At 69.0% G+C, this 23,207-nt stretch carries 23 protein-coding genes; 14 read left to right on the top strand and 9 right to left on the bottom strand.

Annotated elements, in window-relative coordinates; genetic code table 11:
* Positions 1-22 precede the first annotated feature (22 nt).
* The 3 genes from DK459_RS31125 to DK459_RS10850 all read left to right on the top strand — a co-directional run bounded on the left by DK459_RS31125 (position 23) and on the right by DK459_RS10850 (position 2,526).
* Positions 23-148 (top strand): hypothetical protein, encoded by a 126-nt coding sequence (locus tag DK459_RS31125; protein WP_020926707.1) that lies wholly within the window; start codon positions 23-25, stop codon positions 146-148.
* 155 nt (positions 149-303) lie between these two features.
* Positions 304-1,779 carry an inorganic phosphate transporter gene (locus DK459_RS10855; RefSeq protein WP_006385590.1) on the top strand — a complete coding sequence of 492 codons (1,476 nt, stop codon included), beginning with the start codon at positions 304-306 and terminating at the stop codon, positions 1,777-1,779.
* Between the two features lie 99 nt (positions 1,780-1,878).
* On the top strand, positions 1,879-2,526 hold the full coding sequence (locus DK459_RS10850) for a DsbA family protein (protein WP_006385591.1): 648 nt from the start codon (positions 1,879-1,881) through the stop codon (positions 2,524-2,526).
* Here the strand turns inward: DK459_RS10850 and DK459_RS10845 are convergent, their stop codons facing one another.
* The 3 genes from DK459_RS10845 to DK459_RS10835 all read right to left on the bottom strand — a co-directional run bounded on the left by DK459_RS10845 (position 2,527) and on the right by DK459_RS10835 (position 4,520).
* Positions 2,527-3,141: a glutathione S-transferase family protein gene (locus DK459_RS10845; protein ID WP_006385592.1), complete on the bottom strand. Its 615-nt coding sequence runs from the start codon at positions 3,139-3,141 to the stop codon at positions 2,527-2,529.
* Positions 3,142-3,249: 108 nt separating this feature from the next.
* Entirely contained in the window at positions 3,250-3,567 is a 318-nt protein-coding gene (locus tag DK459_RS10840) for a chaperone modulator CbpM (RefSeq protein ID WP_006385593.1), read from the bottom strand.
* A gap of 2 nt (positions 3,568-3,569) precedes the next feature.
* Positions 3,570-4,520: a DnaJ C-terminal domain-containing protein gene (locus DK459_RS10835; protein WP_047993273.1), complete on the bottom strand. Its 951-nt coding sequence runs from the start codon at positions 4,518-4,520 to the stop codon at positions 3,570-3,572.
* A gap of 190 nt (positions 4,521-4,710) precedes the next feature.
* On the opposite strand from DK459_RS10835, the gene DK459_RS10830 reads away from it, so the two are divergent.
* From DK459_RS10830 to fabI, 8 genes are all read left to right on the top strand, one after another.
* Positions 4,711-5,196: a GNAT family N-acetyltransferase gene (locus tag DK459_RS10830; protein ID WP_035181972.1), complete on the top strand. Its 486-nt coding sequence runs from the start codon at positions 4,711-4,713 to the stop codon at positions 5,194-5,196.
* Positions 5,197-5,245: 49 nt separating this feature from the next.
* Entirely contained in the window at positions 5,246-5,575 is a 330-nt protein-coding gene (locus DK459_RS10825; RefSeq protein WP_053499157.1) for a DHCW motif cupin fold protein, read from the top strand.
* Positions 5,576-5,733: 158 nt separating this feature from the next.
* Positions 5,734-6,369, top strand: coding sequence for a glutathione transferase (yfcF, locus tag DK459_RS10820; protein WP_110134713.1), 636 nt, complete (start codon positions 5,734-5,736; stop codon positions 6,367-6,369).
* Positions 6,370-6,388: 19 nt separating this feature from the next.
* Complete coding sequence (locus DK459_RS10815) at positions 6,389-6,790, top strand: VOC family protein (protein ID WP_006385598.1); 402 nt, start codon at positions 6,389-6,391, stop codon at positions 6,788-6,790.
* Between the two features lie 184 nt (positions 6,791-6,974).
* Positions 6,975-9,377 (top strand): DUF3141 domain-containing protein, encoded by a 2,403-nt coding sequence (locus DK459_RS10810; RefSeq protein ID WP_053499153.1) that lies wholly within the window; start codon positions 6,975-6,977, stop codon positions 9,375-9,377.
* Positions 9,374-10,318 (top strand): phosphate acetyltransferase, encoded by a 945-nt coding sequence (locus tag DK459_RS10805; protein WP_024070154.1) that lies wholly within the window; start codon positions 9,374-9,376, stop codon positions 10,316-10,318. Before DK459_RS10810 ends, DK459_RS10805 begins: the two co-directional genes overlap by 4 nt.
* 76 nt (positions 10,319-10,394) lie before the next feature.
* Positions 10,395-11,579 carry an acetate/propionate family kinase gene (locus tag DK459_RS10800; RefSeq protein ID WP_054442906.1) on the top strand — a complete coding sequence of 395 codons (1,185 nt, stop codon included), beginning with the start codon at positions 10,395-10,397 and terminating at the stop codon, positions 11,577-11,579.
* The gene (gene fabI, locus DK459_RS10795; RefSeq protein WP_054442905.1) at positions 11,576-12,349 is read left to right on the top strand and encodes an enoyl-ACP reductase FabI; all 774 of its coding nucleotides are present in this window, start codon (positions 11,576-11,578) and stop codon (positions 12,347-12,349) included. Before DK459_RS10800 ends, fabI begins: the two co-directional genes overlap by 4 nt.
* Positions 12,350-12,378: 29 nt before the next feature.
* Here the strand turns inward: fabI and DK459_RS10790 are convergent, their stop codons facing one another.
* Positions 12,379-14,070, bottom strand: a complete 1,692-nt coding sequence (locus tag DK459_RS10790) for a SulP family inorganic anion transporter (protein ID WP_006385603.1) — start codon at positions 14,068-14,070, stop codon at positions 12,379-12,381.
* A 297-nt stretch (positions 14,071-14,367) separates the two neighbouring features.
* Here DK459_RS10790 and DK459_RS10785 point away from each other — a divergent pair, with 297 nt between their 5' ends.
* Positions 14,368-15,351, top strand: coding sequence for a tripartite tricarboxylate transporter substrate binding protein (locus DK459_RS10785; protein WP_054447975.1), 984 nt, complete (start codon positions 14,368-14,370; stop codon positions 15,349-15,351).
* An 89-nt stretch (positions 15,352-15,440) separates the two neighbouring features.
* Here DK459_RS10785 and DK459_RS10780 read toward each other — a convergent pair whose 3' ends face one another.
* The 3 genes from DK459_RS10780 to tkt form a co-directional block, all read right to left on the bottom strand.
* Positions 15,441-16,634: a phosphoglycerate kinase gene (locus tag DK459_RS10780; RefSeq protein ID WP_006385606.1), complete on the bottom strand. Its 1,194-nt coding sequence runs from the start codon at positions 16,632-16,634 to the stop codon at positions 15,441-15,443.
* A gap of 97 nt (positions 16,635-16,731) precedes the next feature.
* Positions 16,732-17,742, bottom strand: coding sequence for a type I glyceraldehyde-3-phosphate dehydrogenase (gap, locus tag DK459_RS10775; RefSeq protein WP_006385607.1), 1,011 nt, complete (start codon positions 17,740-17,742; stop codon positions 16,732-16,734).
* A gap of 15 nt (positions 17,743-17,757) precedes the next feature.
* A complete protein-coding gene (gene tkt / locus DK459_RS10770; protein WP_006385609.1) occupies positions 17,758-19,794 on the bottom strand; it encodes a transketolase in 2,037 nt (678 codons plus the stop codon).
* A gap of 259 nt (positions 19,795-20,053) precedes the next feature.
* Here tkt and DK459_RS10765 point away from each other — a divergent pair, with 259 nt between their 5' ends.
* The gene (locus DK459_RS10765; RefSeq protein ID WP_024070159.1) at positions 20,054-20,554 is read left to right on the top strand and encodes a hypothetical protein; all 501 of its coding nucleotides are present in this window, start codon (positions 20,054-20,056) and stop codon (positions 20,552-20,554) included.
* Between the two features lie 104 nt (positions 20,555-20,658).
* Positions 20,659-21,390 (top strand): 16S rRNA (uracil(1498)-N(3))-methyltransferase, encoded by a 732-nt coding sequence (locus DK459_RS10760; RefSeq protein ID WP_054470884.1) that lies wholly within the window; start codon positions 20,659-20,661, stop codon positions 21,388-21,390.
* A 26-nt stretch (positions 21,391-21,416) separates the two neighbouring features.
* On the opposite strand, the gene DK459_RS10755 is transcribed toward DK459_RS10760, so the two are convergent.
* Positions 21,417-21,884, bottom strand: coding sequence for a barstar family protein (locus DK459_RS10755; RefSeq protein WP_006385613.1), 468 nt, complete (start codon positions 21,882-21,884; stop codon positions 21,417-21,419).
* Positions 21,881-23,116 carry a patatin-like phospholipase family protein gene (locus DK459_RS10750; protein WP_199234275.1) on the bottom strand — a complete coding sequence of 412 codons (1,236 nt, stop codon included), beginning with the start codon at positions 23,114-23,116 and terminating at the stop codon, positions 21,881-21,883. The genes DK459_RS10755 and DK459_RS10750 overlap by 4 nt, the downstream gene beginning before the upstream one ends.
* Positions 23,117-23,207: the final 91 nt, after the last annotated feature.

Below are 23,207 nucleotides of genomic sequence, written 5' to 3'. Positions count from 1 at the left end.
CCCTGGCCAAGGACGCCGCGCGATGAGAAAAACCCTGTGGCTGTGCCTGCTCTACCTGGGCCTGCTGGCGGTCATGATGATCCAGGCCGACACGTCGGCCAATCTGGGCAAGCCGCTGGAAATCGAGTTCCAGTACCAGAAGTTCTAGCGGGCTGGCCGGCGCCCGGGCCCCGGCCAACCCGCCATGGCCCCGCGCGGCGGGAGCCCCGTCGGAAAGGCGTCGAGAAAATTGCCCCCAGCAACCGGGGACAGGTCACAAATCTGTAATAATCTGGGCTCGCCGGAACCTCTCCCCGCCCCCCCATGCCCTCCCTCTTCCACGGCCTAGATCTCTGGGTCGGCCTCAGCCTCGTCCTGGCCCTGACGTTCGTCCTGGCCTTCGAATTCATCAATGGCTTCCACGACACGGCGAACGCCGTCGCGACGGTCATCTACACCAAGGCCATGCCGCCCCACCTGGCGGTGGTGCTCTCGGGCATTTTCAACTTCCTCGGCGTGCTGCTGGGCGGCGTGGGCGTGGCCTATGCCATCGTCCACCTGCTGCCGGTCGAACTGCTGATCAACGTCGATACCGGCCGCGGGCTGGCCATGGTGTTCGCCATGCTGGCCGCCGCCATCGCCTGGAACCTGGGCACCTGGTATTTCGGCATCCCGGCCTCCAGCTCGCACACGCTGATCGGCTCGATCCTGGGCGTGGGCCTGGCCAACGCGCTGATCACCGACCTGCCGCTGGCCGATGGCGTGAACTGGGGCAAGGCGATCGACATCGGCGCCTCGCTGGTGGTGTCGCCGGTGGCCGGATTCCTGGTGGCCGGCGGCCTGCTGCTGGCGCTCAAGCGCTGGCTGCCGCTGTCGAAGATGCACAAGACGCCGGAACAGCGCCGCGCCATCGACAACAAGAAACATCCGCCGTTCTGGAACCGCCTGGTGCTGGTGCTGTCGGCCATGGGCGTGAGCTTCGTGCACGGCTCGAACGATGGCCAGAAAGGCATCGGCCTGATCATGCTGGTGCTGATCGGCATCGTGCCGGCCAACTTCGTGCTGGACACCAACAGCACCACCTACCAGATCGAGCGCACCCGCGACGCCGCCACCCACCTGAGCGCTTTCTACCAGCGCAACGAAGCCATGCTGGGCGACTTCCTGGCGCTCAAGCGCGCCGGCTCCGCCTCGGACCTGCCGCGCAATTTCCGCTGCGACCCGCAACTGACCCTGGCCACCATCGACGCGCTGCAGGCCGACCTGCGCGGCGTCAGCAACTACGCCGACCTGTCCGCCGCCAAGCGCATCGACGTGCGCCGCTACCTGCTGTGCCTGGACGACACCGCCAAGAAGGTGGCGCGCATCGAGGGCCTGCCGGCGCGTGAACGCACCGACCTGCAGCGCCTGCGCGCCGACCTGACCGCCACCACCGAATACGCGCCCTTCTGGGTGATCGTGGCGGTGGCGCTGGCGCTGGGCGCCGGCACCATGGTCGGCTGGCGCCGCGTGGTGCTGACGGTGGGCGAGAAGATCGGCAAGCAGGGCATGACCTACGCGCAAGGCATGTCGGCGCAGCTCACCGCGGTCGGCGCCATCGGCCTGGCCAACGTCTTCAGCCTGCCGGTCTCCACCACCCACGTGCTGTCCTCGGGCGTGGCGGGCACCATGATCGCCAACAAAAGCGGCCTGCAGGGCGGCACGGTGCGCAACATCCTGCTGGCCTGGGTCCTGACCCTGCCCGCCTCGATGCTGCTGGCGGCCGGCCTGTTCTGGATCGGCGTGCAGATCGCCGGCTGACGCCGCCACCGGCCGCGCGAACGATCTGCGCGGCCGGCGCAACACAGTGGCTACCGCGGCGGGCTATGTCCCGCGCGGACGCGCCCCTACCATGGCGCCATGGCTACCCCTTTCCCCATCCTGCATTACATCTACGACCCGCTCTGCGGCTGGTGCTATGGCGCCGCGCCGCTGGTGCAGGCCGCCCGCGGCATCGACGGCCTGGCCATTGCGCTGCACGGCGGCGGCATGATGACCGGCGGCAACCGCCAGCCGGTCACCGACGCGCTGCGGCGCTACGTCATGCCGCATGACGAACGCATCGCCGGCCTGACCGGCCAGCAGTTCGGTCCGGATTATTTCGACGGCCTGCTGCGCGACAGCGGCGCGGTATTCGACTCGGCCCCGCCCACCACCGCCATCCTGGCGGCGCAATTGCTGGGCGGCCGTGGCCTGGACCTGCTGCAACGCCTGCAACGGGCCCATTACGTCGAGGGCCGGCGCATCGCCGACCCGGCCGAACTGCGGCGCCTGGCGCAAGACGCCGGCCTGGATGGCGCCGCCTTCCAGGAGGCCTATGCCGCCACCGAAGGCGCGGCCACCGATCGCCACATTGCCGAAAGCCGCGCGCTGCTCGGGCGGCTGCGCGGCTCGGGCTTTCCGACGCTGGCGCTGGAACGCGACGGCGCCTGCGAACTGCTGGAACCGTCGCGCTTCCTGGGCCGCCCGTCGCAATGGCAGGCGGACCTGCGCGCCCGGCTCGGGTAGTCAGCCTTCGCCGATGTCACCGTCGCGCTGCAAGGCGCGGTGCATCGCCGGACGCGCCGCCAGCCGCTCGGCATAGGCCGAGAACACCGGGTTTTCGGCAATCACCTTCATCTGCATCATGAACTGCAAGGTGCCGCCCAGCACGATGTCGACGGCGCTGAAATGCTCGCCGAGGAAATACGGGCGGGCCTGCAGCACCCGGGTCACGACCTGTTCGACCTCGTCGGCCGAGCCCCACCCCATCGTGCCCTGCTGGTGCGCCGTCTTGAACACGCGCTCGGTCATGGCGGGCTCGAACACGCCGGTCGAGTAGGCCAGCCAGGTCAGGTAGGGACCGCGTTGCGGATCGCCGATGACCGGACCCAGGCCGGCCTGGGGGAACAGGTCGGTCAGGTAAAGCGCGATGGCGGGGGTTTCGAACACCGGCACCCCGTCGTGCACCAGCGCCGGCACCTTGCCGTGCGGGTGGATGTCGATGTAGTCGGGCGGGATATGGCCGGAGCCGTCGCGGCGGCGGATCGACACCATCTCGGTGTCGTAGGGCACGCCCAGCTCTTCGAGCAGCCAGAGAATGCGGAAAGAGCGCGAGCGCGGGGCGTGATAGAGGGTCAGCATGGGCGGTCTCCTGGTTCCGGGGCGCGGCCCCTGCGGCCATTGTGCCGCAGGCCGCCCAGCCGCGGCCAGTACCGTCACCGGCGGCCAGGCGCCTGTCCGCCGTCCGCCCTATTCGCCGGTCGCGCCCAGCGCGCGCAGTTGCGCCTTCAGGCGGCGCACTTCCTGGCTCAAATCCAGGATCAGTGCCACGGCATCCAGGCCGGCGCCGAAGTCGCGCTCGAGGCGGCGCGCATCCAGCGCTCGCTGCAGGTCGACGCTGTAGAAGCGCCATTCGGCCGGACGCGGCCCGCTGGCGTCGACGATGCCGACCTCGACCAATTGCGCGACCCATTCGACTTCCGCGCCGCAGGCGCGGGCCAGGTCGTCGGCGCTGAGCGGCTGCGACTTGCCCACCACGGTGGCGCTGCTGATGACGACTTTCTTCATGATCAGACCCCCAGGTGGCGCCGCGGGTTGAACGGCAGGTCGTGCTGCATCTTGCGGTAGGCCTCCTTGGCCGCTTCGGTGTCGGCCGGCGGCAGCGCCAGCTCGAGCACCAGGTACAGGTCGCCGGGCGGATCGCCCGGAATGCCGCGGCCGCGCAGCCGCAGCTTGCGGCCGTTGCCGGACCCCGCGGGCACCGAAACCTCGACCGTGCCGCCCGGCGTCGGCGCATTGACCTTGGCGCCCAACGCCGCCTCCCAGGGCGCCACCGGCAGCGTCATGTACAGGTCGCGGCCTTCGGCGCGGTAGCGGGCGTGCGGCTTGAAGCGGACCTCCAGGTACAGATCGCCGTTCTCGCCGCCGCCGTAGCCCGGCATGCCCTGCCCGGCCAGGCGGATGAACTGGCCCTCTCGCACGCCCGCGGGAATCCGCACACTGAGCGTGCGGGTCTGCACCTGCGGGCGGCCCTGGTCGTCCACCGTCATGGAGCGCAGGCTGATGTCGCGGGTGGCGCCCTGCAAAGCGTCTTCGAGGTCGACCTCGATGGCCGCGTGGTGGTCGTCGCCACGGGCGCGGAATTCCTGCTGGGGGCCCTGGCCCGGCGCGCCGCGGCGGCCGCGGCCGCCGAACAGCGACGAGAAGAATTCGCTGAACTGGGCCTCTTCGCCCGACGCCGGACCGCGGTGGAACTCGAAGCCCTCGTCCCATCCCGGCGGCGGCTGAAAGCCCCCGCCCGGCGACACGCCGGCGGCGAGATTGTCGTAAGCCTCGCGCTTTTCCTTGTCGCGCAGCACGTCGTAGGCTTCATTGACGTCGCGCATGCGCGCCTCGGCGTCGCTTTCCTTGCTGACGTCGGGGTGGTACTTGCGGGCGAGCTTGCGGTAGGAGCGCCGGATCTCGTCTTCGGAGGCGCCGCGCTCCACACCAAGAATGCTGTAGTAGTCCTTGAACTCCATTTCCCAGCCCATGGTAAGGGTTGCAGCCAAAGGCGGCTCGCGCCGGATTCGGCTCTGAATGGAAAGAAGATAGGGGTTACGGTGCGATTTTTCAATGCGTTTCGTCAGCCGCGCGGCTTCGCGCATAATGGACGGTTGCCGCGCCCGCCGCCGGGCCCGGCAGGCCATCGCCAATGAACAGGAACCGATCGTGCTGGAAATCATCGACGTCGACTTCAACAACCCGGAACACGGCCGGCAGGTGCTGGCCATGCTCAACGAATACGCCAGCGGCCCCATGGGCGGCAACACGCCCCTGCCCGAGTACGCCCAGCGCAACCTGATTCCGGAACTGGCCAAGCGGCCGACGGCGCGCGCCCTGCTGGCGCGGGTCGACGGCGAGGCGGCCGGCGTGGCCATCTATATCGAGGGCTTTTCGACCTTCGCCTGCCGTCCGCTGGTCAACCTGCACGACCTGGGCGTGTCGCCCCGGTTCCAGGGCCAGGGCGTGGGCAAGCAGCTGCTGGCCGCGCTGGAAGACCGCGCCCGCCGGCTGGGCTGCTGCAAGATCACGCTGGAAGTGCTGGAAGGCAACGACGTGGCCCAGGGCCTGTACCGCAAGCTGGGCTACGAAGGCTATTCGCTGGACGAAGACACCGGCCGCGCCATGTTCTGGCAGAAGAAGCTGGCCGCCTGAGTCCTCCATTCGCGGCGCGCGGGGCGCGCCGCCCCCAAGGGAAAAACACATGAAGATGAGCAACATCCCCTTCGGCACCACCGATTGGTCCGAGGTCGAAGCCACAGAACATGCCGGCGACACCGGCATGGCCTATTGGCGCACCCGCCAGTTCGGCGACCTGCGCGTGCGCATGGTCGAATACACGCCGGGCTACCTGGCGGACCACTGGTGCAGCAAGGGCCACATCCTGTTCTGCCTGGAAGGCGAGCTGCATACCGAGCTGGAAGACGGTCGCACCTTCGTGCTGACGCCCGGCATGAGCTACCAGGTGGCCGACCAGGCCGAGCCGCATCGCTCGTCCACCACCACCGGCGCCAGGCTGTTCATCGTCGACTGACGCGCCGGCGCGACACGCGAAATTTCAGTTGCGTTACGCTTTGCGCTACGCACCCCTTTTTCAACGCCGCGCCGCTTCGAGATGAAAGCCCCTTTTCCGGGGCAGCAAGCCGAAGGCGCAACGTTGGAGTTTTTTCAATCGCCTGACCGGAGATCCACTTGGGCGCCCCGTTTACGCTGTACGTCGATTCCCAGTTCCTCAGCCTCTACGCCATGTCGGCCTATGTGGCGCTGGCCGAAAAACAGTTGCCCTTCGAGGTCCGCCTGATCGATCTGGACGCGGGCGAACAGCGCATGCAGCCCTACCAGTGCCGCGCCCTGACCGCGCGCGTGCCGGCCCTGACCCACGGCGATTTCAACCTGACCGAATCGACCGCCATCACCGAGTACCTGGAAGACCTGCATCCGGCGCCGGCCTGTACCGCCCTGTACCCGGCCCAGCCGCGCGAGCGCGCCCGCGCCCGCCAGCTGCAGGCCTGGCTGCGCAGCGACCTGGGCGCCCTGCGCCAGGAACGGCCGACCGAATCGGTGTTCTACGGCGCCGCCGGACAACCCCTGTCCGACGCCGGCCATGCGGCCGCGGCCAAGCTGATCCACGTGGCCGGCGCCCTGATCGGCGCGGGCCAGGCCAGCCTGTTCGACGACTGGTGCATCGCCGACCTGGACCTGGCGGTGGCGCTGCGCCGCCTGTGGCAGGACGGCCTGCCCGACCCGCTGCGCGAGTATGTCGAGATCCAATGGCAGCGGCCCTCGGTGCGCAAATGGCTGGATCACAACGCGGCCGCCCGCGCCTGATCCACCACTCGGAGCCGCCATGCAATTGCTGGATCACGTCTCCATCAGCGTCGCCGGGCTCGACACCGCCCGGCCCTTCTACGACGCCGTCATGGCCGCCCTGGGCGCGGCCAAGGTCTACGACCACGCCGACGCGCTGGGCTACGGCGAACGCTGCCGCCCCGGCGATTCCGGCCACACCTACCTGAGCGTGCAGGCCGATCCGGCCGCGTCGCCGAGCGCGCCGGCGCGCCGCCATTGGTGCTTCAAGGCCGCCAGCCGCGCCGCGGTGGACGCGTTCCATGCCGCCGGGCTGGCCCACGGCGGGCGTGACGAAGGCGCCCCCGGCCCGCGCCCCCACTACCACCCGCATTACTACGCCGCCTTTCTGTCGGACCCATCCGGCAACCGTATCGAAGCCGTTTGCCACGACGCGCCGTGAGGCCGGGCGCGGCTGCCGCGAACAAGCAGGGACGGATAGTCCCCGACGTTTGACCTGCATCAACCGTCCCCATGTTGCGATGCAACATCCATTCAGGTGTAATGGGGGGGTCAAGTCAGCTGGTTCCACTTGAGGAACCGGTCCGGTAGCACCCGCTGCCGGGTGCTACCTATAGGAGATCGCCATGGCCGGATCCGGCAACGATCGCGTCCCCGCCCCGTCCTTCAACCCCTGGACGGCCGCCTATGAATACGCTGTGGACGCCTGGCAGCGCGGCGTGCTGTACGCCGATGTGATGCGCCAGCGCGGCAATCAGTACCACGACCACATGGCCAAGCGGGCCCCCAACGTGCTCAGCATGGAGTACGAACTGGTGCTGGATGGCCGCGAACTGCCGCGCCCGGTCAACTACGGCCTGCTGCGCATCAAGCCGCCCGAGGGCGTGACGGTCGACCCGATCAAGCGCCCCTTCCTGGTGGTCGATCCGCGCGCCGGCCACGGCCCCGGCATCGGCGGCTTCAAGCCCGAGAGCGAGATCGGCGTGGCGGTGCGCGCCGGCCATCCCTGCTATTTCGCCACCTTCCTGCCGCAGCCCGTGCCCACCCAGACCGTCGAAGACGTGATGAAGGCCGAGGCCCATTTCCTGGAAGAGATCATCGCGCGCCACCCCGACGCCGAAGGCAAGCCGGTGGTGGTGGCCAACTGCCAGGCCGGCTGGCAGATCATGATGACCGCCGCCGTGCGTCCCGAGCTGTTCGGCCCCATCATCATCGCCGGCGCGCCGCTGTCCTACTGGGCGGGCTGGCGCGGCATGAATCCGATGCGCTACGCCGGCGGCCTGCTGGGCGGCAGCTGGCTCACCGCCCTGACCAGCGACCTGGGCGACGGCAAGTTCGACGGCGCCTGGCTGGTGCAGAACTTCGAGAATCTCAACCCGGCCAACACGCTCTGGTCCAAGCAGTACAACCTGTATTCCAAGGTCGACACCGAAGCCGGCCGCTACCTGAGCTTCGAGAAATGGTGGGGCGGCCACGTGTTCCTGAACGGGCCGGAAATCCAGTACATCGTCGACAACCTGTTCGTCGGCAACCGGCTGTCGACCGCCGGGCTGGTCACGTCGGACGGCATCCGCATCGACCTGCGCAACATCCGCTCGCCCATCGTGGTGTTCTGCTCCAAGGGCGACAACATCACGCCGCCGCCGCAGGCGCTGGGCTGGATCCCGGACCTGTACCAGGACGACGCCGAGGTGCTGGCGCACGACCAGACCATCGTCTACGCCGTGCATGAAAGCATCGGCCACCTGGGCATCTTCGTGTCCGGCAGCGTGGCGCGCAAGGAACACCAGGAATTCACCTCCAACATCGACATGATCGATGTGCTGCCGCCGGGCATCTACCAGGCCGAGATCGCCGACAAGACGCCGGACACGCCCAACGCCGACCTGGCCTATGGCAACTACGTGCTGTCGTTCGAGCAGCGCCGCATGGACGACGTGCGCGCCATCGTCGAACGCAAGGAAGACGACGACCTGCGCTTTGCCGCCGTGGCCCGCATCTCCGACATCAACCTGGGCATGTACCGCAGCTTCGTGCAGCCCTGGGTGCGCGCCCTGGTGACGCCGCAATCGGCCGAATGGAGCCAGCGCCTGCATCCGCTGCGCCTGCCCTACGAACTGGTGTCCGACCGCAACCCGCTGATCGCGCCCATCGCCCAGGTGGCCGAGCAGGTGCGCGAACATCGCCAGCCGGTGTCACCCGACAACCCGTTCCTGCTGGCCCAGGAGATGTTCTCCAAGCTGGTCGAGACCAGCCTGAACATCTTCCAGGAACTGCGCGATTCGGCCGACGAGCGCACCTTCATGAGCGTCTACGGCTCGCCGCTGGTGCAGGACCTGGCCGGGCTGGGCGGCAAGGATGGCCAGCCGCGCCGCCACCCCGGCGTGTCGCCCGAACACCGCCGCTTCATGGAAGAACGCGCCGCCGAACTGCGCTCGCTGCTGCAGGAAGGCGGCCTGCGCGTGGCCGCCATCCGCATGCTGCTGTACGTGGCCGGCGCCGAGGGCGGCCTGGACGAACGCAGCTTCGCGCTGATCCGCAAGATGCGGGCCGAGGCCGGCAACGCCATGACGCTGCAGGAATTCAAGGACATCACCCGCGACCAGGCCATGATGATGCGGCTCGATTCCGCGGCCGTGCTGCAGACCATGCCGAAGCTGCTGGAAGGCTCGTCGCCCGCCGCCATCCGCGAGGCGCTGGAGGCCATGAAACACGTGCTCGAGGCGGCCCAGCCCCTGAGTCCGGCGGCGCGTGACAGCCTGGCCGAGATGGAACGGATCTTCGAGACCGCCGCGCGCCGCGCGCAAAAGCATGAACCGGCGCCGGGCGCGCGCAAGGCCGTGCGCGCCGCCACCGCGAAACTGCAACCGTCGCCGCCGGCGCCGCCCGCCGCCCGTGCGCGCCGCGCCGCCACGGCGGCCGCCGCCAAGTCCACGCCGCAGGCCGCGGTCAAGGCCGCCGCCCGCAAGAAGGAAGCCGCGCCCGCGCGCGTCCGCAAACCCGCCACCGCCAAGACCAAACCGGAATGAGCCTGCCCACCTCCACGCACTACGACAAACTGATCGCGCGCGCCCAGACCCTGGCGCCCGCGGCCTGCGCCATCGCCCATCCCTGCGACGAACCGTCGTTGTCGGCCGCGCTGGAAGCGCGCGACCTGGGCCTGCTGCGCCCCATCCTGGTGGGGCCGGAACTCAAGATCCGCGACACGGCCGCGCAGCACAAGCTGAACCTGGGCGACGCCCGCATCGTCGATGCGCCGCACAGCCACGCTGCGGCCGAGACCGCCGTGGCGCTGGTGCGCGGCGGCGAGGCTTCGCTGCTGATGAAGGGCAGCCTGCACACCGACGAACTGATGCACGAGGTGGTGGCGCGCGCCACCGGCCTGCGCAGCGGCCGGCGCATCAGCCATGTGTTCATCATGGAAGTGCCGACCTACGCCGAGCCGCTGTTCATCACCGACGCGGCCATCAACATCTTTCCGGACCTCGAAACCAAGGCCGACATCATCCGCAACGTGATCGACCTGCACCACGGCCTGGGCCTGGGCGAGCCGCGCGTGGCGATCCTGTCGGCGGTGGAACAGGTCACGCCCAGCATCCCCAGCACCATCGAGGCCGCCGCGCTGTGCAAGATGGCCGACCGCGGCCAGATCAGCGGCGGCGTGCTCGACGGCCCGCTGGCGCTGGACAACGCCATCAGCCCCGACGCCGCCCGCATCAAGGGCATCCGCTCGCTGGTGGCGGGCGTGGCCCAGGTGCTGGTGGTGCCCGACCTGGAAGCCGGCAACATGCTGGCCAAGAACCTGACCTTCCTGGCCAACGCCGAGGCCGCCGGCATCGTGCTGGGCGCGCGCGTGCCCATCATCCTGACCAGCCGCGCCGACAGCCCGCGTTCGCGCCTGGCGTCCTGCGCGGTGGCGGCGATCTACGCGCACCACCTGGCCGCGCAGCAGGCGCGCCCGCTGGCTTAGGCGGGCCGACAGGCCGTGAATGAGCGGCGGGGCCCCGGCCCCGCCTTGTCCGTTGCATCAAGAGGCGATCGACTCCATGTCCGACACCATTCTCGTCATCAACGCCGGCAGTTCCAGCATCAAGTTCTACCTGTACGACATCGACGGCAAGCAGGCCCTGGCGCCGCGCCTGGGCGGCCAGCTCGAAGGCATCGGCACCGGCCATCCGCGCCTGCGGGTGCGCGACGCCGCCGGCCAGACGCTGGTGGAACGCGACATCGCGCCCAGCCACGCGCCCGACGTGCCCAACGGCCAGGAAGTGGTCGGCACCTGGCTCAGCGGCCACCTGGGCGGCGCGCCGCTGGCCGTGGGCCATCGCGTGGTGCATGGCGGCCCCGACCTGGCCGAGCCGGTGCTGATCGACGACGCCATCCTTGCCAAGCTGGATACCTTCACGCCGCTGGCGCCGCTGCACCAGCCCAACAACCTGGCGCCGATCCGCGTGATCCGCGAGCGGCGCCCGTGGATTCCGCAGGTGGCGTGCTTCGACACCGCCTTCCATCGCAGCCATTCCGACGTGGCCGACCGCTACGCCCTGCCCGAGAACCTCTACCAGCAGGGCGTGCGCCGCTACGGCTTCCACGGCCTGTCGTACGAGTACATCGCGCAGCGGCTGCGCCAGGCGCTGCCCGAGATCGCGATGGGCAAGATCATCGCGGCGCACCTGGGCTCGGGCGTGTCGGCCTGCGCCATGCACCAGGGCAGGAGCGTCGACAGCACCATGGGATTCACCGCGCTCGAAGGCCTGCCCATGGGCACGCGGCCCGGGCGCCTGGATGCGGGCGTGGTGCTGTGGATGATGGAACAGGGCATGTCGCACGACGACATCGAGCACCTGCTGTACCACGACTGCGGCATGAAGGGCCTGTCGGGTATCAGCAACGACATGCGCGAGCTGCTGGCCAGCGACGCGCCGTCGGCCAGGCTGGCGCTCAAGTACTTCGCCTGGCGCGTGGCCGAAGGCATGATCGGCCTGGGCTGCGCCATGAACGGCATCGACGGCATCGTCTTCACCGCGGGCGTCGGCGAGAACTCGGCCGAGATCCGCCAGGCCATCAGCGAGCATTGGGGCTGGCTCGGCATCAAGCTGGATCCCGAGCGCAATGCGCATCACGGGCCGCGCATTTCCAGCGACGACAGCCGCATCGGCGTGTACGTGGTGCGCACCAACGAAGAACTGATCATCGCGCAGCACACGCTGGCCCTGGTGAAGCAACGATGAGCGCCGCCCTGCCTCTTGCCGGCAAGCGCGGCCTGGTCACCGGCATCGCCAACGCCGACTCCATCGCCTGGGGCTGCGCCAAGGCGTTCCGCGCCATGGGCGCGGAACTGGCCGTGACCTACCTGAACGACAAGGCCCGCCCGCACGTCGAGCCGCTGGCGCGCCAGGTCGACGCGCCGCTGCTGATGCCGCTGGACCTGCTGCGCGAGGGCGAGCTGGAGGCGGTGTTCGAGCGCATCGCGACCGAATGGGGCGGCCTGGACTTCGTGCTGCATTCCATCGCCTACGCCCCGCGCGACGACCTGCACGGCCGCGTCACCGACTGCTCGCGCGACGGCTTCCTGACGGCCATGGACGTGTCGTGCTGGTCGTTCATCCGCATGGCCAAACTGGCCGAGCCGCTGATGCCGACCGGCGGCACCTTGTTCTGCATGAGCTACTACGGCTCGCAGATGGTGGTCGAGCACTACAACATGATGGGCCCGGTGAAGGCCGCGCTGGAATCGGCCACCCGCTACCTGGCGGCCGAACTCGGCCCGCAGGGCATCCGCGTGCATGCGATCTCCCCCGGACCGCTCAAGACCCGCGCCGCCTCGGGCATTGCCGAGTTCGACGCGCTGCTCGACCGCGCCCAGGCCAAGGCGCCGGCGCGCAGCCTGGTGTCGATCGACGACGTCGGCGAGGCCACCGCCTGGCTCGCCACCGACGCCGCCCGCCGCATGACCGGGCAGACGCTGTATATCGACGGCGGCTATCACATCATCGATTGAGGCGCGGGCGCCACGGCCCGCGCCGAGTATCAGGAGAGCGTGGCTGGCGCCGGCCCCTGGCGCCAGCGCTCGATGGCCTCGACCGCCTGTTCGGGCGACGCAAAGATCTTGTCACGGCCGATGCGCTCGGCCAGGCCCGAGCGCTCCAGCGCCATGCGGAACTGGCCGTGGCCGCCCGCCACCAACAGCACCATGCCGCGGTCGCGCAGCTCGCGCCGCAATTCGTACAGCGCCTCGATGGCGTCGGCATCGGCCTGCGTCATGGCTTCGGCGTCCAGCACGAACCAGGTGACATCGCCGGCCTGCTCGATGATTTCGCGCGCGCGCCGGCGGAAAGCGTCCGCGTTGAAGAACCACACCGACGACTCGAACAGCCAGATCACCGCGCCCGGCACCGGCTGCGCCTGCGGGTTCAGGTGCATCTTGCCCAGCACCGACTCGCCCGGCAGCCGCCCGAGCAGCGCATCGCGCGGATTGCCGGACACGTACATGGCGTACAGCAGGGTCGCGCCCACCGACACCGCCACGCCCTGCAGTACGCCGAAGCCCACCACGCCCACGGCCGCCAGGATGCCGAAGGCCAGCTCGATGCGCGAAATGCGCGCCAGCCGCATGAAGGCCTGGCCGTCGAACAGGCTGGCGGCCGCCAGCAGCAGGATCGCCGACAGCACCGCCTGCGGCAGCCAATAGAGCGGCGCGCTCAGCAGGCCCACCACGACGGCCAGCGCCACCGCCGCGCTCACGCCCACCAATGGCGACGAGCCGCCCGCGGCCAGGCCCACCGCCGTGCGCGAATCGGCCCCCGTCACCACGAAGCCCTGGAACAGCCCGGCCGCCACGTTGGCCGCGCCGAAGCCGACCAGCTCGCGGTTCGGATCGACGTGTTCGCCGGTGCGCGCGGCAAAGCTGCGCGCCGTCACGATGCCGCTGGAAAAACTCACCACCAGCACACCCGCCGCGCCCAGCAGGATGTTGTCCACGCCGTCCAGCCGCACCGGCAGGCGCAGCGCCGGCAGGCCCGCCGGCACCTCGCCCACCACCGCGATGCCAAGGCTGGGAAAATCGAACAGCCACGACAGCAGGCAGGCGCCCACCACCAGCATGATCGGCCCCGGCCAGGTCGGCCGCCAGCGCTTGATCGCCACCAGCAGCAGGCACGACGCCAGCCCCAGGCACAGCGTCGGAATGCGGATCTCCGACACGCGCCGCGACAGTTCCAGGAACGGATGCACCAGCCCGCTGTTGCGCAGGCCCACGCCGGTCAGGCCGCTCAGTTGCGACAGCGCCAGCGTCACCGCCACGCCCGCCATGTAGCCGATCAGCACCGGCCGCGACAGCAGGTTGGCCAGCACGCCCAGCCGCAGCAGCCGCGCGATCAGGCAGCCCACCCCCACGGTCAGCGCAATGCCGGTCGCCGCCACCAGGCGGTCTTCGGGCGAGGTCAGCGCCATGCCGGTCAGCGTCGCCGCGATCAGCGTGCAGGTGGCCGTGTCCGGCCCCACGATCAAGGTGCGCGACGACCCGAACAGCGCGTACCCCAGCATGCCCGCGATGGCCGCCCACAGCCCCGCCACCGGCGGCACGCCCATCATCGCGGCATACGCCAGCCCCACCGGCAGCGCCACCGCGGCCACGCTCAGGCCCGCGGCAATATCGCGGCCCGCGGACTCCCGGGTCATGCCCCGGAAATTGTTCAGGCCAGGAAGAAAACGTAGGTTCATGGTGCTGCGGGGCAGGCGAAACGTGGACGGATACCGCGGAGCGCGGGCGAGCGCCAAGCCTACACCAGTCCGCGTCCCCCAAACCGGGGGAGAATCAAGCGCCGATCGACAGTAAACGCGCCTTCATTCCAAAAAGGAATCGACTTCCTTAAATATTTATCCCTTTTTATCAATCTGGGGATTGCGTAGAGTCTGGGGCACAACAGATGCGGCCTCGCGGCCGCTCACGGGGCCGTCCAGCGGCCCTTGAACAAGAGCGCGGCCGAACCCATGGACCGCGCGCCAGGAGACCCCAGCATGCCCCACGCATTCCTGCGCCGCGCCGCCGGCGCCGCGCTCGCATTCGCCGCACTTGCCGCCTTCCCCGCGCTGTCCCACGCCCAGGCCTACCCCGACCGTCCCATCAAGCTGGTCGTGCCATGGCCTCCGGGCGGCGCCACCGACGCCCTGGGGCGCATGCTGGCGCAGCGCCTGACCGAACGCCTGGGCCAGACCGTCATCGTCGACAACAAGGCCGGCGCCGGCGGCAACATCGGCACGGCCGCATTCGTGCGCGAGAAACCCGACGGCTACACCCTGCTGGTCGCCACCAGCTCGACCAACGCCGCCAACCCGCACCTGTATGCGCGCCTGGGCTTCGACCCGGTCAAGGACTTCACGCCCGTCGCCTTCGTCGCCGAGATTCCCAACATCCTGGAAGTGCCCAAGCAGTCGCCCTACCGGTCGGTGCAGCAGTTGGTGGACGCCGCCAAGGCCGCGCCCGGCAAGCTCAACTACGGTTCGGGCGGCGTCGGCTCGTCGCAGCATCTGGCTGGCGCCATGTTCAAGGCGCGTACCGGCGTCGACATCCTGCACATCCCCTACAAAGGCAGCGGCCCCGCCGTATCCGACCTGCTCGCGGGCCAGGTCGACATGATGATCGACACCGGCTCGCTGGCCCAGGTCCAGGCCGGCGCCCTGCGCGCCCTCGCCGTCGCTTCGCGCCAGCGCCTGCCCGCTTTGCCGGACGTGCCCACCTTTGCCGAAGTGGGCGTCAGCGACATGTATGCCTCGGCCTGGTACGGCATCGTCGCCCCGGCCGGCACGCCCGACGACATCGTCGCCCGCCTGAACCGCGACATCAACGCCATCACCAGCGACCCGGCCATGCGCCAGCGCATGGAATCCATGGGCGCCATCGTCCCCGCCGGCCAGACGCCCGCGGCCTTCGGTGATTTCATGCGCGCCGAGGTCGACCGCTACGGCGGCATCGTGAAGCTGTCGGGCGCGAAGATGGAATAAATGCCCCGCGGCGGACAATGTGGTCTCCGGCCCATGAAAAAAAAAGCCGCTCCTTTCGGAGCGGCTTTTTCATCGCGCGGGCGGAAAGATTACTGGGCCCGCTCTTGCAGCACCGCCACCGCCGGCAGGGTCTTGCCTTCCAGGAATTCCAGGAACGCGCCGCCGCCGGTCGAGATGTAGCCGACCTGCTCGCCGATGCCGTACTTGGCGATCGCGGCCAGCGTGTCGCCGCCGCCCGCGATCGAGAAGCCCTCGGAATCCGCGATCGCCTGCGCCACCACCTTGGTGCCGTTGGCGAACTGGTCGAACTCGAACACGCCGACCGGGCCGTTCCAGACGATGGTGCCGGCCTGCTTGAGGATCTCGGCCAGCTGCTGCGCGGTCTGCGGGCCGATGTCCAGGATCATGTCGTCGGCGGCCACGTCATCGGCCGCCTTGACGGTGGCCTCGGCGTCCGCGCCGAACGCCTTGGCGCACACCACGTCCACCGGGATCGGCACGTCCGCGCCACGCTGCTTCATCAGCTCGATCACGGCGCGCGCCTGCTCCACCTGGTCCGGCTCGGCCAGCGACTTGCCGATCGGCAGCCCGGCGGCCAGCATGAAGGTGTTGGCGATGCCGCCGCCGACCACCAGCTGGTCGACCTTGTCGGCCAGCGATTGCAGGATCGACAGCTTGGTCGACACCTTGGAGCCGCCGACGATCGCCACCAGCGGGCGCTTCGGTTCGTGCAGCGCGCGGCCCAGCGCGTCCAGCTCGGCTTCCAGCAGCGGGCCGGCGCAGGCCACCGGCGCGAAGCGCGCGATGCCGTGCGTGGTGGCCTCGGCGCGGTGCGCCGTGCCGAAGGCGTCATTGACGTAGACGTCGCACAGCGCCGCCATCTTGCGCGACAGCGCTTCGTCGTCCTTCTTCTCGCCGACGTTGACGCGGCAGTTTTCCAGCAGCACCACCAGGCCCGGCTCGACCTTGACGCCATCGACCCAGTCGCGCACCAGCGGCACGGGCATGCCCAGCAGCTCGGACAGGCGCTGGCCGACCTTGGCCAGCGAATCGGCCTCGGTCAGCACGCCCTCTTTCGGGCGGCCCAGGTGCGAGGTGACCATCACCGCGGCGCCGGCGTCCAGCGCCAGGCGGATGCCGGGCACCGAGGCGCGGATGCGGGTGTCTTCGGAAATGCGGCCGGCGTCATCGAACGGCACGTTCAGATCGGCGCGGATGAACACGCGCTTGCCGGACAGGGCGCCGGCCTTGGCCAGCGCGGACAGGGTATTGACCTTGGACATATGCTTTGCGTCTCCTAGAGTTGGCGAACGAAGGGGACGAACCCGCTTTCCGCCGTGGCGGAAAACCTGTTCGTCCCCTTCGATCCGACAGCGATGCTTACTTGGCCGACATCAGCGCGACGGTGGTGTCGAGCATGCGGTTCGAGAAGCCCCACTCGTTGTCGTACCAGGACGAAACCTTGACCAGGCGGCCCGAGACCTTGGTCAGCGACGCGTCAACGGTGCTGGAGGCCGGGTTGTGGTTGTAGTCCACCGAGACCAGGGGTTCGGTGTTGTAGTCCAGGATGCCCTTGAGCTCGCCTTCCGAGGCGGCCTTCAGGATGCCGTTCACTTCCTCGACGGTCGTGTCGCGCTTGGCCACGAAGGACAGGTCGACGATCGACACGTTGATGGTCGGGACGCGGATGGCGTAGCCGTCCAGCTTGCCGTTCAGTTCCGGCAGCACCAGGCCGACCGCGGCGGCGGCGCCGGTCTTGGTCGGGATCATGCTCATGGTGGCCGAACGGGCGCGGCGCAGGTCTTCGTGGTAGACGTCGGTCAGGACCTGGTCGTTGGTGTAGGCGTGGACGGTCGTCATCAGGCCGTTTTCCAGGCCCAGCTTGTCGTTCAGCGGCTTGACCAGCGGGGCCAGGCAGTTGGTGGTGCACGACGCGTTCGAGATGACGGTGTCGGTCGACTTCAGCACGCCGTGGTTGACGCCGTAGACGACGGTGGCGTCAACGTCCTTGCCGCCCGGGGCCGAGATGATGACCTTCTTGGCGCCGCCCTTGATGTGCGCGCCGGCCTTTTCCTTGGTCGTGAAAAAGCCCGTGCATTCCAGCACCACGTCGACCTTCAGCTCGCCCCACGGCAGTTCGGCCGGGTTGCGGTTGGCCAGCACGCGGATCTTGTCGCCGTTGACGACCATGTACTCGCCGTCGACGTCGACGGTGCCCGGGAACTTGCCGTGGGCGGTGTCGTAGCGGGTCAGGTGGGCGTTGGTCTTGGGATCGCCCAGGTCGTTGATGGCGACGATTTCGATATCGTGCTTCTTGCCACCTTCATAGTGGGCACGCAGGATGTTGCGGCCGATGCGACCGTAACCGTTGATGGCGACGCGAATGGTCATGACTAGGCTCCTTTTTTACAGAACTTGCTTGACGGTCTCGGCCACCTTGTCGGCGGTCAGCCCGAAGAACTTGAACAGCGCGCCCGCGGGGGCCGATTCGCCGTAGCGGTCGATGCCGACCACGGCGCCTTCCAGGCCCACGTACTTGTGCCAGAAAGCGGTCACGCCGGCCTCGACGGCCACGCGCGGCAGGCCCTTGGGCAGCACCGATTGCTTCCAGGCGGCGTCCTGCTTGTCGAACACGTCGGTGCTCGGCATGGACACCACGCGCACCGCGATGCCTTCCTTGGCCAGCTGGGCTTGCGCGTCCAGGGCGATGGCGACTTCGGAACCGGTGGCGATGATGACGGCGCGGGCGCCATCGGCGTCGCGCAGCACGTAGCCGCCGCGGGCGATGGCGTCCACGGTGGCGGCATCGCGTTGCACGAACGGCAGGTTCTGGCGCGACAGCAACAGCGCCGTCGGGCCGCCGTCATGCACATCCATGCCGATGCTGGCAGGACGCGTCACGGCGGCATTCCAGGCCACGGCGGTTTCGGCCGTGTCGCAGGGGCGCCAGAGCGACAGGTTGGGAATCAGGCGCAGGCTGGCGGCGTGCTCGATCGACTGGTGGGTCGGGCCGTCTTCGCCCAGGCCGATGGAGTCGTGCGTGAACACGTGCACCACGCGCTGCTTCATCAGCGCGGCCATGCGGATGGCGTTGCGCGAGTAATCGGAGAACGTCAGGAAGGTGCCGCCGAACGGCAGGTAGCCGCCGTGCAGGGCCACGCCGTTCATGATGGCGGCCATGCCGAATTCGCGCACGCCGTAGTTGATGTGGCGGCCGAACTGGATGCCCTTGTCGCCGGCGCGCACGGCGCCCACGCCCTTCCAGTCGGTGAAGTTCGAGCCGGTCAGGTCGGCCGAGCCGCCCAGCATTTCGGGCAGCGCGGCGGCCAGCGCCGTGATCGCGAACTGCGAAGCCTTGCGGGTGGCGACGGTTTCGGCCTTTTCCAGCGTGGCGTTCAGGAACGCCTTGAATTGGTCGGCGTAGCCGGCCGGCAATTCGCCCTTCATGCGGCGCGTGAACTCGGCGGCCTCGGCCGGGAATTCGGCGGCGTAGGCGTCGAACGCCGATTGCCATTCGGCCTGCGCGGCGGCGCCGGCCTTGCGGCCGTCCCAGCCGTCGTAGACGTCCTGCGGGATCTGGAACGGCTCGGCCGACCAGCCCAGCGCGGCGCGGGTGGCGGCGATCTCGTCCTTGCCCAGCGGCGCGCCGTGCACGTTGTGGGTGCCGGCCATGTTGGGCGAACCCTTGCCGATGACGGTGCGGCAGACGATCAGCGTGGGCTTTTCCGATTGCGCGCGGGCGGCCTTGATGGCGGCGTCCACGGCGGCGGCGTCGTGGCCGTCGATGCCGCGGATGACGTTCCAGCCGTAGCCTTCGAAGCGTTTGGCGGTGTCATCGGCGAACCAGTGCTCGACGTGGCCGTCGATCGAGATGCCGTTGTCGTCATACAGCACCACCAGCTTGGACAGCTTGAGCGTGCCGGCCAGCGAGCACACTTCGTGCGAGATGCCTTCCATCAGGCAGCCGTCGCCGGTGAAGGCGTAGGTGTGGTGGTCGACGATGGTGTGGCCGGGCTTGTTGAACTCGGCGGCCAGCAGCGCTTCGGCCAGCGCCATGCCGACGGCGTTGCCCAGGCCCTGGCCCAGCGGGCCGGTGGTGGTTTCCACGCCCGGGGTGATGCCCACTTCGGGGTGGCCCGGCGTCTTGGAATGCAGCTGGCGGAAGTTCTTCAGTTCTTCGATCGGCAGGTCATAGCCGGTCAGGTGCAGCAGCGCGTAGATCAGCATCGAGCCGTGGCCGTTGGACAGCACGAAGCGGTCGCGGTTGGCCCAGGCGGGATCCTTGGGGTTGTGGCGCAGGTTGCCGATCCAGAGGGCCTGGGCGATTTCCGCCATGCCCATGGGAGCGCCCGGGTGCCCGGAGTTCGCTTGTTGCACGGCATCCATCGCGAGGGCGCGGATGGCATCCGCCAAGGCAAGTTTAGGGGCGGTCGGATTGCTCATTCGGAAGGCTCTTTGAGGCTGGCGCGCCCACGCAGGAAATGGGGGCCAGTTGAGTAGGTTGCGAAGCAGACGATTTTAACACCTGGGGATGACCCGGCCGGCGGCTGGCGGCGGGGTCCGCCAGATGGACGATACCCCCTGGGGAAAACGCGGTCCCCCGGGGCGGAAACCGCAATGGCATGGCGTAGTTCCCACAATTGCGGCGGGCCGGTCCGAGATTCATGATGGGCCGGCATCCCCCCTTGCTGGATTCCGTATCATGATTGCCATGTTGAGCTTCACCATTCCCGCCGCCGGCATCCTGGCCCTGCGCAACGCGCTCGGCGAGGAACGCGCCATCGCGGTGGCGCAGGCGCTGGAACACGCCCGCCTGCAGGGCGAGGCCGACCTGCTCAAGCGCTCGCAGGACGAAGCACGCGCCGAACTCCAGGCCTATGCCCTGTCACGCGTCGACTTCGCCCGCGAACGCGCCGAGCTTGAACGCGACATCGCCAAGCGCGCCGCCCAGGAACAATTCGACAGACTCGTCGAAATCGTCGCGCAATTGCCCACCCGCGAGGAACTCAAGCAATTGCCCACCCGCGAAGAACTCAAGCGTTTCGCCACCCACGAAGACCTGGCCGAGGTACGCCACGACCTCCTGCGGCTGGACAAGAAAATGACCGTGGGTTTCCTGACCCTGCTGACGCTGCAACTGGCGTCCAGCGCTCCCACCCTGATCGACTGGGGCATCAAGATGGTAGGCTACGCGCTCAGGTGACCGGGCGACGAGCCTGGCCCCTGAGTCGCCGGGCCGCTGCCCGTGCCGCGCCCCGGGTCTGCGCCCGGCCCCACGTCCGCTTTCCGTCCGCCACCGCGTTACCCATGTCCGCTCCCCGCTTCTTCTGCGACGCTCCCCTTTCCGCCGGCGCCCGCATCGCCCTGCCGGAGGCCCTGGCTCACCACGCCATCCGCGTGCTGCGGCTGCGCGCGGGGGAACCCATGGTGCTGTTCAACGGCCAGGGCGGCGAATATCCAGCGGTGCTGGAAATCGAGGGCAAGACCGGCTTCGCCCAGCTGGGCGCGTTCGATCCGCGCGAAGCCGAGCTGGCCGGCCGCATCACCCTGGTACAGGGCCTGCCCGCCGGCGACAAGATGGACTGGGTGGTGGAAAAAGCCGTGGAGCTGGGCGCCGCCCGTGTCTGTCCCATCGCCGCGCAGCGCAGCGTGCTGCAACTGGCCGGCCCGCGGCTGGAAAAGCGGGTGGCCCACTGGCAGCGCATCGCGCAGTCGGCCGCCGAACAGTGCGGCCGCAATCGCCTCATGGCGGTCGACGCGCCCATGGCCCTGGCCGACTGGCTGGCGCGGCCCGCCGATGGCCTGCGCCTGCTGTGCCACCCGCAGGCCGATACCGACCTGGCCGGCCTGCTCGGCGCCACGCCCGGCCTGGCTTCACTGACGCTGCTGGTCGGCCCCGAGGGCGGCTGGTCGGACCAGGAATTGGCCCTGGCGCGCGAGGCCGGCGTGCAGGCCGTCAGGTTCGGCCCGCGCGTGCTGCGCACGGAAACAGCTGGCCTGGCCTTGATCTCAGCCGCCGGGGCGCTGCTGGGCTGGTAACGGCGCGAATGCCGCCCGCCAGGACTTCAGTCGTTCTCGCCGTAGGGCGCGGCGGCCACGCCGGGCTCGGGGTCCGGGTGCTTGCCCGCGTGCTCCACCACATACGCAAAGGTGCGACCATTTTCGTGGGCGAACTCCGCGGCGTCGGCGCACACCGACTCGATGCGGGCGGCGTCTTCCTCCAGCGCCGGGTCGCCGGAATGCAGCTTGTACAGCCACAGCACCACGCCGGTCTTGTGATCCAGCACGGTGTCGCACAGGCAGTCGTAGAGCGCGTCGAGGTTGCCGCCGAAATACTCGGGGAAATCGACCGCCTTGACGATGGCGCGCAGCACCGCGGAACGGCTGCGGGCCGGGTCGCAATTGGCCACGAACAGTGCCAGGCCGAGCTCGTGCGCGGCGTCGACCACGGCCTTTTTGTCCAGCCCGTCATGGGCCAGCGCTCCACCTCGCTTCAACTGCTTGTGCAGGGTAGATTGGGCATTGCGCGTCATGCCTGTGCCTCCTTGAAAAAGGCGATCACTTCATCGTTACGCTGCATCGTATCGGCATAACCCAGTTCGATCAATCGCTTGGTGTAGCTGGACTCGAACAACAGGTAGGACATCAGCGCACCGCCCCCGGGACGGCCTGGGTCGGACGATACACCGAGTACGCGGAAAAGGGCACGGGCCTGCGCCGGCATGTCGCCCAGGTGCTCCAGCGCCAGCGAATCCAGCGAGCGGCTCGGGGTGATGGTCAGCACCTGGATGCGGCGCACGGTGACCGGCTCGCCCCCATCGCGTGGAACGGCCTGGTCGACCAGGTGGTTCATCCGCTCCAGGCGCTCGACGTCCATCGACAGGCCGTCCAGGAAAATGCTGGACAGGGCATGCCCGCCCACCTGGGCCAGGGAGGGATACGGCGGGGAATCCTCGCGGTGTTCAGGATGGGTGTCGTCGCGAAAGCCGGTGCCGATCACCAGCACCCGGTGCGCGCCCAGGTGGATGGCGGGGCTGATCGGCGCCAGCTGCCGCATGGAACCGTCGCCGCACCACTCGCCCTTGCCGTGCACCTTGATCTGCCGGGCCGGGAAGACGAAGGGAATGGCGGACGACGCCATCAGGTGATCGACCGTGATCGGCGTCGGGATGGCCAGCCGCAGGTAGCGGTGCCAGGGCTCGATCGGCGTGTGCGCCTGGTAGAAGGTCAGGTGCTCGCCGCTGGTGTAGCCCGAGGCCGTGATCGCCAGCGCCGACAGGGCGCCGCTTTCCAGGCTGGACTGCAGGTGGTCGAAATCCAGTACCCGCGCCAGCAGCGCCTGCATCGGGCTGTTGTCCAGCAGCGACTGCGGCCGCTTGCGCGTCAGGCCGGAGTACATCCACCCCAGCGACAGCAGCCCCAGCCAGCGCACGCCCGTGCGGATCAGGCCGGGCGCGTCGGCCCGGTAGATCATGTCGGTGTTGAGCGACGACCACAGGCGCCGGATGCGCCGTACGCCCAGGTGGGGACGCTCGGCCCGGCATGCCAGCGCGGCGGCGTTGATGGCGCCGGCGGACGTGCCGCAGATGATGTCGAAGGGATTCTTGAAACGCGAATGCCAGTCGGGGTCCAGCAGCTCCATGATGGCGCTGAGCACGCCCACCTGGTAGGCGGCGCGGGCGCCGCCGCCTGTCAGGACCAGGCCGGTCGGCGTGCGCGGGCACGCCGGACCGCCATTGGTGACTTCAACGCGGGGTATTGGCATCGACCACCGTCATCGCGGTCATGTTGACGATGCGGCGCACGGTCGAGCTGGAAGTGAGGATGTGCACCGGCGCGTTGGCGCCCAGCAGGAA

It is taken from the genome of Achromobacter sp. RW408 (assembly GCF_003184165.1).
In the GTDB taxonomy this organism is placed as follows: Bacteria; Pseudomonadota; Gammaproteobacteria; order Burkholderiales; family Burkholderiaceae_B; genus Achromobacter; species Achromobacter xylosoxidans.
The sequence above is the reverse complement of the archived record's forward strand: the minus strand, read 5'-3'. Positions and strand labels throughout refer to the sequence as shown.

Coding starts and splice junctions, on each gene's coding strand:
- DK459_RS10755 (WP_006385613.1), bottom strand. CDS start 21,884: ATGACGCGCAATGCCCAATCTACCCTGCACAAGCAGTTGAAGCGAGGT.
- DK459_RS10750 (WP_199234275.1), bottom strand. CDS start 23,116: ATGCCAATACCCCGCGTTGAAGTCACCAATGGCGGTCCGGCGTGCCCG.
- DK459_RS10855 (WP_006385590.1), top strand. CDS start 304: ATGCCCTCCCTCTTCCACGGCCTAGATCTCTGGGTCGGCCTCAGCCTC.
- DK459_RS31125 (WP_020926707.1), top strand. CDS start 23: ATGAGAAAAACCCTGTGGCTGTGCCTGCTCTACCTGGGCCTGCTGGCG.
- DK459_RS10805 (WP_024070154.1), top strand. CDS start 9,374: ATGAGCCTGCCCACCTCCACGCACTACGACAAACTGATCGCGCGCGCC.
- DK459_RS10835 (WP_047993273.1), bottom strand. CDS start 4,520: ATGGAGTTCAAGGACTACTACAGCATTCTTGGTGTGGAGCGCGGCGCC.
- fabI (WP_054442905.1), top strand. CDS start 11,576: ATGAGCGCCGCCCTGCCTCTTGCCGGCAAGCGCGGCCTGGTCACCGGC.
- DK459_RS10800 (WP_054442906.1), top strand. CDS start 10,395: ATGTCCGACACCATTCTCGTCATCAACGCCGGCAGTTCCAGCATCAAG.
- DK459_RS10825 (WP_053499157.1), top strand. CDS start 5,246: ATGAAGATGAGCAACATCCCCTTCGGCACCACCGATTGGTCCGAGGTC.
- DK459_RS10810 (WP_053499153.1), top strand. CDS start 6,975: ATGGCCGGATCCGGCAACGATCGCGTCCCCGCCCCGTCCTTCAACCCC.
- tkt (WP_006385609.1), bottom strand. CDS start 19,794: ATGAGCAATCCGACCGCCCCTAAACTTGCCTTGGCGGATGCCATCCGC.
- DK459_RS10850 (WP_006385591.1), top strand. CDS start 1,879: ATGGCTACCCCTTTCCCCATCCTGCATTACATCTACGACCCGCTCTGC.
- DK459_RS10845 (WP_006385592.1), bottom strand. CDS start 3,141: ATGCTGACCCTCTATCACGCCCCGCGCTCGCGCTCTTTCCGCATTCTC.
- DK459_RS10815 (WP_006385598.1), top strand. CDS start 6,389: ATGCAATTGCTGGATCACGTCTCCATCAGCGTCGCCGGGCTCGACACC.
- DK459_RS10790 (WP_006385603.1), bottom strand. CDS start 14,070: ATGAACCTACGTTTTCTTCCTGGCCTGAACAATTTCCGGGGCATGACC.
- gap (WP_006385607.1), bottom strand. CDS start 17,742: ATGACCATTCGCGTCGCCATCAACGGTTACGGTCGCATCGGCCGCAAC.
- DK459_RS10785 (WP_054447975.1), top strand. CDS start 14,368: ATGCCCCACGCATTCCTGCGCCGCGCCGCCGGCGCCGCGCTCGCATTC.
- DK459_RS10765 (WP_024070159.1), top strand. CDS start 20,054: ATGATTGCCATGTTGAGCTTCACCATTCCCGCCGCCGGCATCCTGGCC.
- DK459_RS10760 (WP_054470884.1), top strand. CDS start 20,659: ATGTCCGCTCCCCGCTTCTTCTGCGACGCTCCCCTTTCCGCCGGCGCC.
- DK459_RS10840 (WP_006385593.1), bottom strand. CDS start 3,567: ATGAAGAAAGTCGTCATCAGCAGCGCCACCGTGGTGGGCAAGTCGCAG.
- DK459_RS10780 (WP_006385606.1), bottom strand. CDS start 16,634: ATGTCCAAGGTCAATACCCTGTCCGCGCTGGCCAAGGCCGGCGCCCTG.